The organism is Microcoleus sp. Z1_A1, from assembly GCF_036700305.1.
GTDB lineage: Bacteria > Cyanobacteriota > Cyanobacteriia > Cyanobacteriales > Microcoleaceae > Microcoleus.
Map to the genome: position 1 here is coordinate 1 of NZ_JAUBOR010000029.1, position 12633 is coordinate 12633.

14 protein-coding genes and 1 pseudogene are annotated in these 12633 nt (G+C 46.3%); 8 read left to right on the forward strand and 7 right to left on the reverse strand.

Translation table 11 applies throughout. The features are described 5' to 3' along the window. Window positions 1-1292: 1292 nt before the first annotated feature. Both QT973_RS18705 and QT973_RS18710 read right to left on the reverse strand, forming a co-directional pair. Window positions 1293-2348, reverse strand: a pseudogene (locus QT973_RS18705) (ABC transporter ATP-binding protein); the annotation flags it as partial. A gap of 807 nt (window positions 2349-3155) precedes the next feature. Further along, a complete protein-coding gene (locus tag QT973_RS18710; protein WP_332970605.1) occupies window positions 3156-3383 on the reverse strand; it encodes a hypothetical protein in 228 nt (75 codons plus the stop codon). 154 nt (window positions 3384-3537) lie between these two features. On the opposite strand from QT973_RS18710, the gene QT973_RS18715 reads away from it, so the two are divergent. Next, window positions 3538-3735, forward strand: coding sequence for a helix-turn-helix transcriptional regulator (locus QT973_RS18715; RefSeq protein WP_332970604.1), 198 nt, complete (start codon window positions 3538-3540; stop codon window positions 3733-3735). 73 nt (window positions 3736-3808) lie between these two features. Here QT973_RS18715 and QT973_RS18720 read toward each other — a convergent pair whose 3' ends face one another. Together QT973_RS18720 and QT973_RS18725 are read right to left on the reverse strand one after the other, a co-directional pair. Beyond that, window positions 3809-4453: a Uma2 family endonuclease gene (locus tag QT973_RS18720; protein WP_333052734.1), complete on the reverse strand. Its 645-nt coding sequence runs from the start codon at window positions 4451-4453 to the stop codon at window positions 3809-3811. A gap of 113 nt (window positions 4454-4566) precedes the next feature. Then, on the reverse strand, window positions 4567-6210 hold the full coding sequence (locus tag QT973_RS18725; RefSeq protein WP_333233835.1) for a WD40 domain-containing protein: 1644 nt from the start codon (window positions 6208-6210) through the stop codon (window positions 4567-4569). 196 nt (window positions 6211-6406) lie between these two features. Between QT973_RS18725 and QT973_RS18730 the strand changes: the two genes are divergently transcribed. Then, complete coding sequence (locus QT973_RS18730) at window positions 6407-6679, forward strand: DUF4160 domain-containing protein (RefSeq protein WP_333052736.1); 273 nt, start codon at window positions 6407-6409, stop codon at window positions 6677-6679. Continuing rightward, entirely contained in the window at window positions 6669-7121 is a 453-nt protein-coding gene (locus tag QT973_RS18735) for a DUF2442 domain-containing protein (protein WP_333052737.1), read from the forward strand. The genes QT973_RS18730 and QT973_RS18735 overlap by 11 nt, the downstream gene beginning before the upstream one ends. Before the next feature lie 76 nt (window positions 7122-7197). On the opposite strand, the gene QT973_RS18740 is transcribed toward QT973_RS18735, so the two are convergent. Together QT973_RS18740 and QT973_RS18745 are read right to left on the reverse strand one after the other, a co-directional pair. Continuing rightward, window positions 7198-7896 carry a pirin family protein gene (locus tag QT973_RS18740; RefSeq protein WP_333052738.1) on the reverse strand — a complete coding sequence of 233 codons (699 nt, stop codon included), beginning with the start codon at window positions 7894-7896 and terminating at the stop codon, window positions 7198-7200. Window positions 7897-8111: 215 nt separating this feature from the next. Then, complete coding sequence (locus tag QT973_RS18745) at window positions 8112-8348, reverse strand: CDGSH iron-sulfur domain-containing protein (RefSeq protein ID WP_333052739.1); 237 nt, start codon at window positions 8346-8348, stop codon at window positions 8112-8114. 147 nt (window positions 8349-8495) lie between these two features. On the opposite strand from QT973_RS18745, the gene QT973_RS18750 reads away from it, so the two are divergent. Both QT973_RS18750 and QT973_RS18755 read left to right on the forward strand, forming a co-directional pair. Then, a complete protein-coding gene (locus tag QT973_RS18750) occupies window positions 8496-8834 on the forward strand; it encodes a winged helix-turn-helix transcriptional regulator (RefSeq protein WP_015177415.1) in 339 nt (112 codons plus the stop codon). Between the two features lie 70 nt (window positions 8835-8904). Further along, window positions 8905-9303 (forward strand): DUF4112 domain-containing protein, encoded by a 399-nt coding sequence (locus QT973_RS18755; protein ID WP_333052741.1) that lies wholly within the window; start codon window positions 8905-8907, stop codon window positions 9301-9303. A 298-nt stretch (window positions 9304-9601) separates the two neighbouring features. On the opposite strand, the gene QT973_RS18760 is transcribed toward QT973_RS18755, so the two are convergent. Next, entirely contained in the window at window positions 9602-10624 is a 1023-nt protein-coding gene (locus QT973_RS18760; protein WP_333391928.1) for a beta-eliminating lyase-related protein, read from the reverse strand. 82 nt (window positions 10625-10706) lie between these two features. Here QT973_RS18760 and QT973_RS18765 point away from each other — a divergent pair, with 82 nt between their 5' ends. The 3 genes from QT973_RS18765 to QT973_RS18775 all read left to right on the forward strand — a co-directional run. Continuing rightward, complete coding sequence (locus QT973_RS18765) at window positions 10707-10919, forward strand: DUF2997 domain-containing protein (RefSeq protein WP_333129970.1); 213 nt, start codon at window positions 10707-10709, stop codon at window positions 10917-10919. An 11-nt stretch (window positions 10920-10930) separates the two neighbouring features. Further along, the gene (locus QT973_RS18770) at window positions 10931-11713 is read left to right on the forward strand and encodes an XRE family transcriptional regulator (RefSeq protein WP_333210539.1); all 783 of its coding nucleotides are present in this window, start codon (window positions 10931-10933) and stop codon (window positions 11711-11713) included. A 110-nt stretch (window positions 11714-11823) separates the two neighbouring features. Further along, a partial coding sequence (locus QT973_RS18775) for an Hsp70 family protein (protein ID WP_333391930.1) occupies window positions 11824-12633 on the forward strand: 810 nt, incomplete at its 3' end.

Consider the following 12633-nt stretch of genomic DNA (forward strand, 5'->3'; position numbering starts at 1 on the left):
TCGATCGACTCTACTGTTTCTACAACTTGCAGATTTTCGACAACCGGTTCTGGTTGAGGATGCTCGATCGACTCTACTGTTTCTACAACTTGCAGATTTTCGACAACCGGTTCTGGTTGAGGATGCTCGATCGACTCTACTGTTTCTACAACTTGCAGATTTTCGACAACCGGTTCTGGTTGAGGATGCTCGATCGACTCTACGGTTTCTACAACTTGCAGATTTTCGACTATCGGTTCTGGTTCATGATGCTCGATCGACTCTACGGTTTCGACAACTGGTTCGGATTCTGGTTCATGATGCTCGATCGACTCTACGGTTTCTACAACTTGCAGATTTTCGACTATCGGTTCTGGTTGAGAATGCTCGATCGACTCTACGGTTTCTACAATAAGTAGATTTTCGACAACCGGTTCTGGTTGAGAAGGTTGGATCGACTCTACGGTTTCTACAACTTGCAGATTTTCGACAACCGGTTCTGGTTGAGAAGGTTGGATCGACTCTACGGTTTCTACAATAAGTAGATTTTCGACTATCGGTTCTGGTTGAGAAGGTTGGATCGACTCTACGGTTTCTACAACTTGCAGATTTTCGACAACCGGTTCTGGTTCATGATGCTCGATCAACTCTACGGTTTCGACAACTGGTTCGGATTCTGGTTCATGATGCTCGATCGACTCTACTGTTTCTGAAACAACGGGCAGATTTTCGACTATCGGTTCTGGTTCATGATGCTCGATCGACTCTACGGTTTCTGAAACTTCTAGATTTTCGACAACTGGTGCTGGTGGAGAAGGTTCTATCGGGAGTTTCTCACTTTTATAAAAAACATTTTTTACAAAAGTGAGCATCCTGCTTGCTTGTTTAGATATCTGTAGCGAGTAAGATCCTCGGGTTTCTGTGACACCCAAACGGTGATGCTTCGCTTCACTCAAATCTACGGTTTCTGCAACTGGTTCAGATTCTGGTTGAGGATGTTCAATCAACTCTGCGGTTTCTGCAACTGATTCTAATTCTGGTGGAGAAAGTTCTATCAGCTCTACGGTTTCTGCAACTGATTCTAATTCTGGTGGAGAAAGTTCTATCGGCTCTACGGTTTCTGCAACTGATTCTAATTCTGGTGGAGAAAGTTCTATCGGCTCTACGGTTTCTGCAACCGGTTCCGATGCGGAATGAGAATCAGAAAGTAACTCTTCAGCTTCTGCAACTGGTTCCGATGCTGAATGAGAATCATAGAGAGACTCTGGTTTATTTGAAACGGGCAGATTGTCCGGGATGATCGTCGGTTGCGATTCAGATTGATGAGAATCGGCGATCGAGTTTTGAATTTCTGCTGCTTGTTGCAGATTTTGATCGACCTCCGGTTCGCTGTGAACCAGATTTTCTTCTGGTTTCTTTTCAGCCGCTGTCAGCCTTAAAAAGACATCTTCGAGAGTAGCGCGAGAGCGACGCATTTCGCACAGTCCAAATCCAGAGGCGACGATAGCTGTAGCAATTTCTCGTCCGGGTTCTCTTTCCGATTCGCACAATGCCCGCAGGCGGTAGCGATTCACTAAATATTGCTGGCTTGGAATCAATTCCACCGATCGAACTCCCGGCACATTTTCCAAAGAAGGCAACAGCAGACTGTTTACCAAATCCGCCTCCCCTTCCACTTCGAGTTCGTAACCCTCTCCGACAGCCAACTCTCCCATCAAATTTTCGGGACTACCCGCAGCGACGATTTTACCGCGATTGATGATGGTGACGCGGTTGCAAGTCATGCTGACTTCCGGCAGAATGTGCGTGGAAAGGATGATTGTGTGCTGGCCGCCAAGACTTTTGATTAAATTGCGGACTTCGATGATTTGTCGGGGGTCGAGGCCGACGGTTGGTTCGTCTAAGATAATGACCGGTGGATCGTGGACGATCGCCTGCGCGATACCGACGCGCTGGCGAAATCCTTTAGAAAGTTTGCGGATTAAAACTTTGCGTTTATCAACCAGGCCGCAGCGTTCGATCGCGGAGGTAACTCGTCGCGCGCGATCGCCCGCAGGCACTTGCTTAATCCGGGCGACAAAAAACAGAAACCCTTCCACAGTCATTTCTGGATACAGTGGCGGGTTTTCCGGCAGATAACCGATGCGCTGTCTGACTGCCATCGAGTTTTCGTGAACATCCATGCCGGCGATGCGGGCCGTACCGCTGGATGCCGGCAAATATCCCGACAAAATCCGCATGGTTGTGGTTTTACCAGCGCCGTTTGGCCCCAAAAAACCGAGAATTTCTCCTGATTCGACCGAGAAGGACACGTCCGCGATCGCTGCGGTCGAACCGTAAGTTTTGCTTAACTCATCTACTTCAATCATTTTCCAATACTTTCAGCCTCTAAGTACCTGATTTCTATCAACACTCTAGCAAAACAGCCATTTTAGAGGCTTTTTGGGCCTTGTTTTTGCCTGTTCACCTGTCCCAGTGTCCCTTATCCAGTAGTCACTTACAAGCGAGCTCTTCTATCAATCTTCTACCGACCCGTTAGCGGTATTTGCGATTAAGCAAGCGTGCCTCAGAACAAAACTGGGTTTTATGTTAATTGCTATTTTAGATTTTGGATTTTGGATTTAAGCAAAAAACCCGTTACCTCTAGCAGCGCTAACGGGTTGAGTAAAATAATTCATTTTCAAGTTTTGTCCTTACCGACACCACACTGTGTTTGCACGGGAACCTAGTGGCCGTAAATTCTCGTTACCCTTATCGATCACTTCTTTCCACCATGTCCTACCGTACCTATCCCGTAGGGAATCGCCGTAGTGCATTTTATCGAGCTGGTAGGCAGTAAAACCGCGCACTATCATACCCGACCGAGTGACTACCTCGCTCCAATAGGCGGGTTTTGTTGGCGACGGGGCAGGATCAGGAATCTGTTCGTTCTTCGACCACCCCTTCCCTTCCAACATCTAAAGATTGTCGGTTTTGGTCAGGGGTGGATCTCTTCACTCACGCGCATTCCTTCCGACGCTCACGCCCTGCGGTAGAGCGCGGGACTCCTGCTGTCTAGTTGAAGCAAAATGCTAGGTAGTAGGGTGCGGCGCGGGGAAATGATTAGCCGATGTACATCGAATCCCTACCAACCGACGCACCCTACCAGTAGGTTCTGTGCCTAACCAAACCCTCAACTAGCTGCCTTCGATGTTGTTAGGCGCTGTTTCTAGGTTGATATCGGCATTAAAAACAATCACAAATTGAGCCTTGGGGATTAACTGCCGGACGATCCGCAGATAGCCGTCAGCATCGGAATGCCTGAAAAAGTGGGCCACAGTGATTCGCTGCATATTGGGAAGCAGGCGAACAACCAACCACCTGTTAAGGCGCTGTTTGTAGGGCATAATTAAGTTTGTCTCCATTCAGTGTTGGAGCCAAAGCCAGTTCAATGCTTGTCTAGGGCGGGGACTGGCTTTTGACTTTTGTTAGACTTTGTGTCTATCTCTAGGTTAGGACACCAACTACATATAGTCAACTGAATAAATAGAATCAACTGAACTAAGTACGGGATAGATAATGACGCTGGGGCAAAAGCTAAGAGAAAGACGTGAAAGTCTAGGTTTGACTAGAATACAAGTGGCAAGAGCGTGTAATGTGGTGGAATCCACAGTAATCAACTGGGAAACCGACAGACACGTCCCCAAGCTATACCCAGCACAGATGAAAGCCCTGTGCGACTTATTGAAATTCTCGATCGAAGATTTAGTAGTGTAGCTTGGGGAGTTAAGATCGAGTAGGTTGGACAATCGCGCTTTTTTGCAGAGAGGGCGATCGCTTTCTATTTGGATTACTGCTGAAATTGAGCCAACAACCAAGCCCCTACCTGTGCTTGATCTTCAGTGCGACTCCGCCGCAAAGCCTCTTCCAACACAGCAATAGTTAATCCCGGCAAAACTTCCGATCGCACAAGCCGCCGACTGCCATTATCAGCAATAATAGCAAAGGCAATAATTTGAGATTTCTGCACGTCTACTACCCAATATTCAGCAACTTTTAACTCTTCGTAAAGCAACCGTTTTTCACCAATATCATCAGCCAAAGTTGAGTCAGCAACTTCTATGACCAAATCTGGCGGTGGGGTAACGTCAAGACTTGCGATCGAACTTCCCCTCGGTGCTAATTGCGCTCTTTCTCCAATATAGTATGATACATCCGGTTGACACTCTCGCACTCCTGTTTTCCGGTAGCTACAGTTATCCAATCCGTTAAGAGAAATACCTTTGATAGTACAAAATAGGTTAATTGCGAAAAGTGCGATCGCATTATCTCGTGAATGATCAGGCCCTACTGACATAGTTTCAATCCTCATTTGTCCGTTGCGGTAATAGCATTTGGCTTTACTGTAAGCTGGGTCATCTGCCATCGCGATGAATTCTTCCCATGTCGCTACCACCCAGATATCAGTTGGCAATTTAGTCTTTAGTCCACTCATTTTTTTATCCCAAATATCTCGATCGTATAACACCACTCAATCAAATGCAAACCCTGTTCTCTCTACTCTTCCTCTGCGCCCTCTGCGCCCTCTGCGGTTAAATAAAAAAAATCTCAACTCCTTTTCCAAATCTTAATTTCCCCCAACCAACCAGCACTAACAATAGTCTTCCCATCGCTGCTAATAGCCACAGCACTAACATAGCCAGAATGCCCGCTCAAATTACCTCTCAAATCCCCCGATCGCACATCCCAAAGCCTCACACTCTTATCCCAACTCCCAGTAACCAGCGTAGTGCCATCCCGACTAAAAGCCACCGACCAAACCCCGTCAGTATGCCCGCTCAAACGCCGAATTAACAGCCCGTTGACCGCATTCCACAACCCAACAGTGCCATTGCTGTTTCCCGCAGCTAAACTTTTGCCGTCGGGAGTAAAAGCTAGCGACAAAACAGCCAAGTTTTTGCCGCTAATCGTGCGAATTGCTTGACCTGTAACTAAATTCCACAACCTAATTGAACCGTCTTTACCGCCACTAGCTAAAGTTTTGTTGTCAGGACTGATTGCAACAGCATTCACCAACCCAGAATGCCCACTCAAAGTCCGCAGCAACTCCCCCGTTTTCCCATTCCAAATCTTAATCGTTTTGTCCCAACTACCGCTGGCTACAAATTGACCATCAGGACTAACGGCAACGCTCGAAACAGCATTGGAATGTCCGCTTAAAGTGCGTACAACCGCGCCCGTTTCTAAATTCCAAATTTTCACAGTTTTGTCGTCACTGCCGCTAGCTAACACCTTGCCATCCGCACTCGCAGCCAGTGCGTTTACGGCTTCCGTGTGTCCTTGCAGGGTAGTTTTTAATTGCCCGCTGGGAAAATTCCAAACAGAGATTGTGCCGTTGCTATTTCCTGTAGTAAAATAAGCTGAAGCTAGGGCAAGGGAACTGACAACTTCCGAAGGCCCTTTGAGGGTATTTGTGGCAGCAAAGGCGATCGCACTTGCGGGCGTGCGGGGCGCATTATTCGCCGGAGTTTTCGGGTTTCCGGCAGTAGGAGATTGGGGAACTACTGGCAGGGAAATAGTCGATCGCCATTTCATGAAAGTATTAATTTCTATCCCCGCCGCCACGATTTTATCGGAGTTTTCCTCTAACCTAACAATGCCGTTAATTGCGACAACTCGCCCCGCGTCATCGAGCACCGGCCCCCCACTCATGCCCGCTCTCACTAAGTTGTTGTAGACCAAAGTATAGCCGTTCCAGGGAGTTTGGCGGCCGGTAAGCTGGCCTTCCGTGGCGAGGAAAATCGGCTGTCTCAGAGAACCGCCGGATATCGGCCAGCCCGCCACATAAGCCTTGTTTCCCTTAGTTGCTGCGGAATTAGCTAATTGAGCCAGGGGGTAGCTTTGAGTGCTGCTGAAGGGGACGATCGCCAAATCCGCACCGGGCATTCGCCGCACGAGGCTGTATGATACAGAGTGAGCTTTGCCGTCGGGAGTTACGACCTCGTAATCGCCAGCTTTATCGACAACGTGCCAGTTTGTGAGAATATAGTATGTGCTGCCCTGCTTCTCTAAAATTACTCCTGAACCGCCTTTTGGCCCCTGGATGCGAACAGTAATTTGTTGGGCAACGGTTTTAACTTTGTCGGCGGTTAATGCGAGGGCGATTTGAGGTGATGTGAGTGGGATGAGGGCGATCGAACTCAGGGCGATCGTAGCACTCAAAATAGCCGGAATTGTTCTGCTGTAATTCATTTTTTTTTTCAACTTAACATAAACTTCTTCAGTCCTCTTGAGAGGACTTCAGCTTTGAGCAAGGGACTTAAGTCCCTTGCGGACTGTAACCGCAGGTGCAAAATATCAATACTAAGGCATCTGCACTTGACAAAACCAAACGCTTGGGTTATTATATGTAATATATATAAAATTTTTTAAAATTAACGATAAAATTATGCCCAAAGTTATAGAAGACATCAAGAACAATTTATTTGTTTACATATATACTAACGACCATATCCCCGCTCATGTCCACGTCTTTAAAGGTAGAAAAAATGACGCTAACCAGATGGAACTCAAGATTAATATTGGCAGTGAGGAAGCACCTCCTACTTTAGTTTATGCTCACGATCTAATAAAGAATAAAGACATCGTGAATGCACTTAAACTTATAGCGACCAATCAAGAAATGCTGTTAAGTAAATGGGAGGAAATACATGGCATTTAAAAACTGGGACAAAGAATTAACCGAGGAAAATCTCCGAGAGCAAATAGCCAAAGCCAAAGAAGCATGGAAACAAGCCGAGGCGACAGAACCCCGCGCCGAATCCGTGCATTACAATCAGTCGGAAGATTTAATTGCGATCAAACTAAAAAACGGTGCTATTTTTTCTTTTCCGCCAAAGCTGGCACAAGGCTTAGAAGGTGCTTCACCAGAACAACTTGCTGATGTTTGGCTACCTCCTTCCGGTAGCAGCGTCCACTGGGAAAGCTTAGATGTTGATTTTGGTATTCCCGAACTTATCGCAGGTATTTTTGGGACAAAATCTTGGATGGCTGAATTAGGTAGAAAGGGAGGACAGGCAACTTCAAGCTCTAAATCAGCAGCAGCAAGGCAAAATGGTAAAAAAGGCGGGCGACCTAAAAAGAATATTTCTGTTAATTCTTGAAATCCATTTGATGTGTCAGATGCTAGGGAATTAAATCCCCGAATTCTTGGATAATTCGGGGATTTCGCATTCAATTTTATGCTAAATCAAACAGCAAAAATTCCGCATCTTCCGCCGCTTCAATCGCCAACTCAGACTCGCCACTAACCGCCGCAGCGTCGCCATTTTCCAAAGTCAAACCGTTCAGCAAAACCGAGCCGCGAGCAACTTGCACCCAAGCATGGCGATTCGGCTGCAAAGCATGAGAAACCCGCGAATCTTTATCCAAAACAGCCGCATACAAATCCACATCTTGATGCACTTTCACAGCACCATCTCTGGCATCTCGCGCCGCCACTAACCGCAGTTTTCCGTGCCTTTCTGCTAGGGGAAATTCGCGCTGCTCGTAACTCGGCTGCAAGCCTTTTGTATCGGGTAACAGCCAGATTTGCAGCAAATGAACCGGGTCTGTTTGCGAGTTATTGAACTCGCTGTGCTGGATACCCGTACCTGCACTCATCCGCTGCACTTCACCGGGTTTAATCACTGCACCAGTACCCAAACTATCCTTGTGTTCTAAGGCTCCTTCTAATACATAAGTAATGATTTCCATGTCGCTGTGTCCGTGAGTGCCGAAACCTCTGCCGGGGCTAACGACATCCTCATTAATTACCCGCAAAGAGCGAAAATTCATATAATTTGGATCGTAATAGCCGGCAAAAGAAAATGTGTGGTAACTGTCCAGCCAACCATGATTAGCGTGTCCTCTTGCTTCACTTTTTCTAACGGTAATCATCTTCTCCTCCTAATTTAAAAATCATGAAAATTGTGGTGTTTGTTTAGCAGCCCTGGACGTAGAAACCGGTTTCTTTTAGGATAGTAGTGCATCGCAGCTTTAATATCGGTGAAAAACCGGGTTTCTTTGGTATTGATGCCTAAGTCCTATTTAGTTGTCAAATGAAACCAAAAGCGGTTGATGCACGATTGGTTTCTCCTTGATTATTGCTGCCTTTAAAGTTTGCTATGAGCGCCGTCGCAAAATGGAGAATTTGCGGTAGACTTGCAGTTGCACATCGCCACAGTTTTTTTCTCAGTTACTTCAAAAGCTAGCGGCACAAATTCGCTACCTTTATGGGAACCGTCACAAAAAGGCTGATTCTTAGCTTGACCGCAGGTGCACCAGTAGTAAGTACCGGGTTCAAGTTCCATAACGGCGGGTTTGTTATCAGCAATCACAGGTTGGCTCATCGTGTTCTCCTTTTTGATTGATGCCAGATGCAGGAATATATTTATTGGTTTAGTTTGTTTGATTTCTGCGATGTTTCTACTTTAAACCGAGTCAAGCTATTATGGGAAGTACGCACTTAAAAGTAGGGTAGTTACCAAAAGGATACTATGCAAGTCCAAGAAGTAAAAGTCGATCGAGCAAATTGCCCTGTAGAACGCACTCTAGAGGTGATAGGCGGGCGCTGGAAAGTCTTGATTCTGCGGGAGTTGTTTCCAGGAGTGAAGCGCTTTAACGAGCTGCAACGAGCTGTCAACGGCATTACTCAGAAGATGCTGACGCAGCAACTGCGGGAAATGGAATCAGACGGGATCGTGCACCGGGAAATTTACCTGCAAGTGCCGCCAAAAGTTGAATATTCGCTAACGCCTTTGGGCGAAAGTCTCAAACCGATTATTAATGCCATGCACGAATGGGGAATTCAGCATATTAGCGAAGATGGAAAATGAGCGGTTTCTAGATGGTTTTTTCCGTCTTCCGACAGATTTCAAATTTTCCAGCTAGTTCAAGAATAATAATATGAACAACATAGAGCGTCTCGCCACCCTCAACCGCATCCGCAAACTCAGCCGCTTGATGGATACCGCCATTGGCATCCCCGGCACTAAATTTCGCATTGGTTTAGACCCCATTATCGGTTTAGTTCCGGGTGCTGGGGATATCGTAGATACCGCGTTTTCCGCCTACCTAATTTATTTAGCAACTCGATTCAATATTCCCCAAAAAACTCTAGGGAAAATGGTTTACAATATCGGTCTAGAAGCCGTAGTTGGTTCCGTACCTTTAGTCGGAGATATCTTCGATGCTTTTTATAAATCAAACATGAGAAATCTGGCGCTTTTAGAAGCACACCTCGAAGAATCTGAACCAGAACTAGCCGCAGTTGCAGAACCTATTCCTGAACCTATTAAATTGTAGGGCGGGTTTCACAAACAATAATTGTAAATAACCAAAAATCTCTCAAACCCGCCCCCACCCAACGAGAAATGCCGCGCCTATTTTTCGCATTAAAAATGTAGGGGCGGGTTCACCAACAATAATTGTAAATAACAAACAATCTCTCAAACCCGCCCCCACCCAACGAGAAATCCCCGCGCCTATTTTTGCATTTAATATAAATCAAGGTTGATGTGGATTATTTGTTAGGTGGGGGCGGGTTTCTTAGATTGTTCATAGCTGGCCGATATTATTCGTAAAACCCGCCCCTACATTTTAATCATTGATGTCGTTTAACCGCTTCCACGAAAGCAATAACATCCGCTTCCAAAGTATTAAAAGCCGTTACCAGTCTAACAGTACATTCATCCCACCGATAAAACAGAAAACCCTCAGCTAAAACCGCTGTAATTACCGATTCGGGAAGTTGAATAAAAATCTCGTTTGCTTCAACCCGATGGCAAAAATTCGCTCCCTCAACTCCCGCCAAACCTTGGGCTAATTTGGCGGCCATATTATTTGCATGAGCCGCATTCTTCAGCCACAAATCATCCGTTATATACGCTTCCAACTGTGCAGACAAAAACCGCATTTTCGAGAAAAGATGCCCGCTGCGCTTGCGGTAAAAAGGGAAAGTCTTTGCTAATTCTTGATTAAAAAAAACCACCGCTTCCGCAGCCATTGCGCCGTTTTTTGTCGCTCCAAACGAGAGAATATCCACACCGGCGCGCCAAGTGACATCAGCAGGAGAACAGCCAAGACTGGCGACAGCATTGGCAAAGCGAGATCCATCCATGTGCAGGTGCAAATTGCGATCGCGAACTACTTCCGAAATGTGGGAAATTTCTGCTGGATGGTAGACTGTGCCGGCCTCCGTTGCTTGAGTGATGCTGACGGCTGCGGGCTGTACGTGATGGACGACACCTGCACCAGCGCGATCGAGTATTTTTCCTAAAGTCTCTGCCTCTATTTTACCATGATTTCCTGTTACTGTAACTAACTTGGCACCGCCTGTAAAAAACTCCGGCGCGCCGCATTCATCTACATTAATATGAGATGCCCCGTGACAGTAAACAGCGCCGTAAGGAGGAGTAACAACCGCCAGGGCTAGAGCATTAGCAGCAGAACCGGTTGCTACAGGAAAAACAGTCACCGATGTCTCGAACAAATCCGAAAATTTAACTTGCAAACGCTGTGTATATTCATCATCTCCGTAAGACATCACAGCACCGCAATTAGCCGCTGCAATCGCAGCCATAATCTCCGGCGAAACCCCGGTTGCATTGTCGCTACAAAAATTCATTAGAATAATTGGTAAATAGAATCTATAATATAACTCAACACTAAGCAGTCAACACTCAAGCATTAAACCAAGAGGCAGAATTATGGCAGAATACCGCCAAATAGAATACCGCATCGGCAAAGACGGCAAAATTACCGAAACCGTCCTCAACGCCACCGGTTCGAGTTGCACCGAAACCACCGCCGGAATTGAAAAAGCCCTCGGAAAAGTAGAATCTCAAGACTTGCTGCCAGAATACTACGAAGGCGAAGAAAATTTGGTCGTTGAACAAACGCAGACTTTAAAACAAGTTTAGAAGAGTTAAAGATGTTTGATATCCTGGGTGCAACAGTTGATGTAACAACACTGCCTGCCTTCAGCTTCGCCCTAGCTGTCGGGGGCATTTTTCTAATTTTAGTCTATCTTTATGCTGCATCTGAGGCGGGAGATGCGATCGAGTTTAAGTACGATACAATTCTGCGGGAACGCATGAATCAGCTAGACATTCTCGATTGGCAAGACTTAGGCGAAAAAGCAGGCTTAAGTCGCTTTGGGGTGCGCTTAGTGCGGCAGGGAGACGTGGGAAAACTCACGCTAGACCAACTGAGGCGGCTGGCAACAGTGCTGAATTTGAATTTTCAAGAGTTCGATCGCACTTTGAGCGCGCTGCCAATGTCGGCTACAATCACAAATAATCCCAGCGAAATTGAAGAATTGAGGCAGCAGTGTTTCCGGCTGCGAGAAGAATTGCAGCAGCAAAAAGCTCAACTAACTGCCGATTTCCGCCGCGCTACCTTTGAACAGTTGCAAACTTTGTTAACCAACTATCCCGCCGCCCGCAAAATGGCTGAAGCCAAGCCGGATATGCCAGCCAAAAATCTCTCAGCTTTGTTTACTCCCTTAGAAAACCTGTTATCAAGCTGGGATTTTCAAACAATCGGTTCTGCTTGGGAACAAACTGCTTACAATCCGCAGTTGCACCAGCCGGATGTTGAGGATATAACCGAAGGAGAATTAGTTTATATTCGGTTTGTCGGCTATCGGGAGGGAGAGCAAATTCTTACTCCTGCTAAAGTTAGTCGTACCCTTCCAGCGGGAATGAAAAATTAAATCTAAAATCTAAAATCACTATGACTACACTTGCCAATGAAAAATAAAATCTAAAATCTAAAATCTAAAATCTAAAATCTAAAATCTAAAATCTAAAATCTAAAATCACCATGACTACAGTTGCCATTGACTTCGGTACCAGCAACACGGTTGTCTGCATTCTTAACCCGGATACGCAAACACCAGAAACTTTGAGATTGGGCGAGATGTCCCGCATTTTTAAAACGAATAATTCGGGCGGAGATGTTCGAGAAATCTCTGTAGTGCCGACTTTAGTATTTGTGAAAAATGCCGAAGAGTTGGTGCTGGGAGAAAAAGTGCGATCGCAGCGTTTGGGGCAATCCCAACCAGACCGTTTTTTCAAAGCTTTTAAACGCAATTTAGCCGCTGACTTTCAGCCCCCACCCCGTAATATCGACGGCGAAACCTACACATCCGAATCAGTAGCCGAACAGTTTATCACAAGTATTTGGAAACAATTATATTTACAAAATATACAGGCAGAAAAAGTAATCTTTACAGTACCAGTCGGAGCATTTGAGCGATATCTAGATTGGTTTCGCGACTTAGGAGAAAGTTTGGGAGTTGCGGAAGTTCAGGTAATAGATGAATCCACAGCCGCCGCCCTGGGATATGCAGTACAACGCCCCGGTTCTCTAGTTTTAGTAGTTGATTTTGGCGGCGGAACTTTAGATTTAAGTTTAGTTCGCACTGCTCTAACCCCCCCCTTACCCCCCCTTACTAAGGGGGAGAGAAATCTCGCTTCCCCCCTTAGCAACGCGGGGACAAATCTCGCTTCCCCCCTTAGCAACGCGGGGACAAATCTCGCTTCCCCCCTTAGCCAGGGGGAGAGAAATCTCGCTTCCCCCCTTAGCAACGCGGGGACAAATCTCGCTTCCCCCCTTAGCAACGCGGGGACA

Coding starts and splice junctions, on each gene's coding strand:
- QT973_RS18750 (WP_015177415.1), top strand. CDS start 8,496: ATGCAAGTCCAAGAAGTAAAAGTCGATCGAGCAAATTGCCCTGTAGAA.
- QT973_RS18740 (WP_333052738.1), bottom strand. CDS start 7,896: ATGATTACCGTTAGAAAAAGTGAAGCAAGAGGACACGCTAATCATGGT.
- QT973_RS18755 (WP_333052741.1), top strand. CDS start 8,905: ATGAACAACATAGAGCGTCTCGCCACCCTCAACCGCATCCGCAAACTC.
- QT973_RS18710 (WP_332970605.1), bottom strand. CDS start 3,383: ATGGAGACAAACTTAATTATGCCCTACAAACAGCGCCTTAACAGGTGG.
- QT973_RS18730 (WP_333052736.1), top strand. CDS start 6,407: ATGCCCAAAGTTATAGAAGACATCAAGAACAATTTATTTGTTTACATA.
- QT973_RS18770 (WP_333210539.1), top strand. CDS start 10,931: ATGTTTGATATCCTGGGTGCAACAGTTGATGTAACAACACTGCCTGCC.
- QT973_RS18715 (WP_332970604.1), top strand. CDS start 3,538: ATGACGCTGGGGCAAAAGCTAAGAGAAAGACGTGAAAGTCTAGGTTTG.
- QT973_RS18735 (WP_333052737.1), top strand. CDS start 6,669: ATGGCATTTAAAAACTGGGACAAAGAATTAACCGAGGAAAATCTCCGA.
- QT973_RS18720 (WP_333052734.1), bottom strand. CDS start 4,453: ATGAGTGGACTAAAGACTAAATTGCCAACTGATATCTGGGTGGTAGCG.
- QT973_RS18765 (WP_333129970.1), top strand. CDS start 10,707: ATGGCAGAATACCGCCAAATAGAATACCGCATCGGCAAAGACGGCAAA.
- QT973_RS18745 (WP_333052739.1), bottom strand. CDS start 8,348: ATGAGCCAACCTGTGATTGCTGATAACAAACCCGCCGTTATGGAACTT.
- QT973_RS18725 (WP_333233835.1), bottom strand. CDS start 6,210: ATGAATTACAGCAGAACAATTCCGGCTATTTTGAGTGCTACGATCGCC.
- QT973_RS18760 (WP_333391928.1), bottom strand. CDS start 10,624: ATGAATTTTTGTAGCGACAATGCAACCGGGGTTTCGCCGGAGATTATG.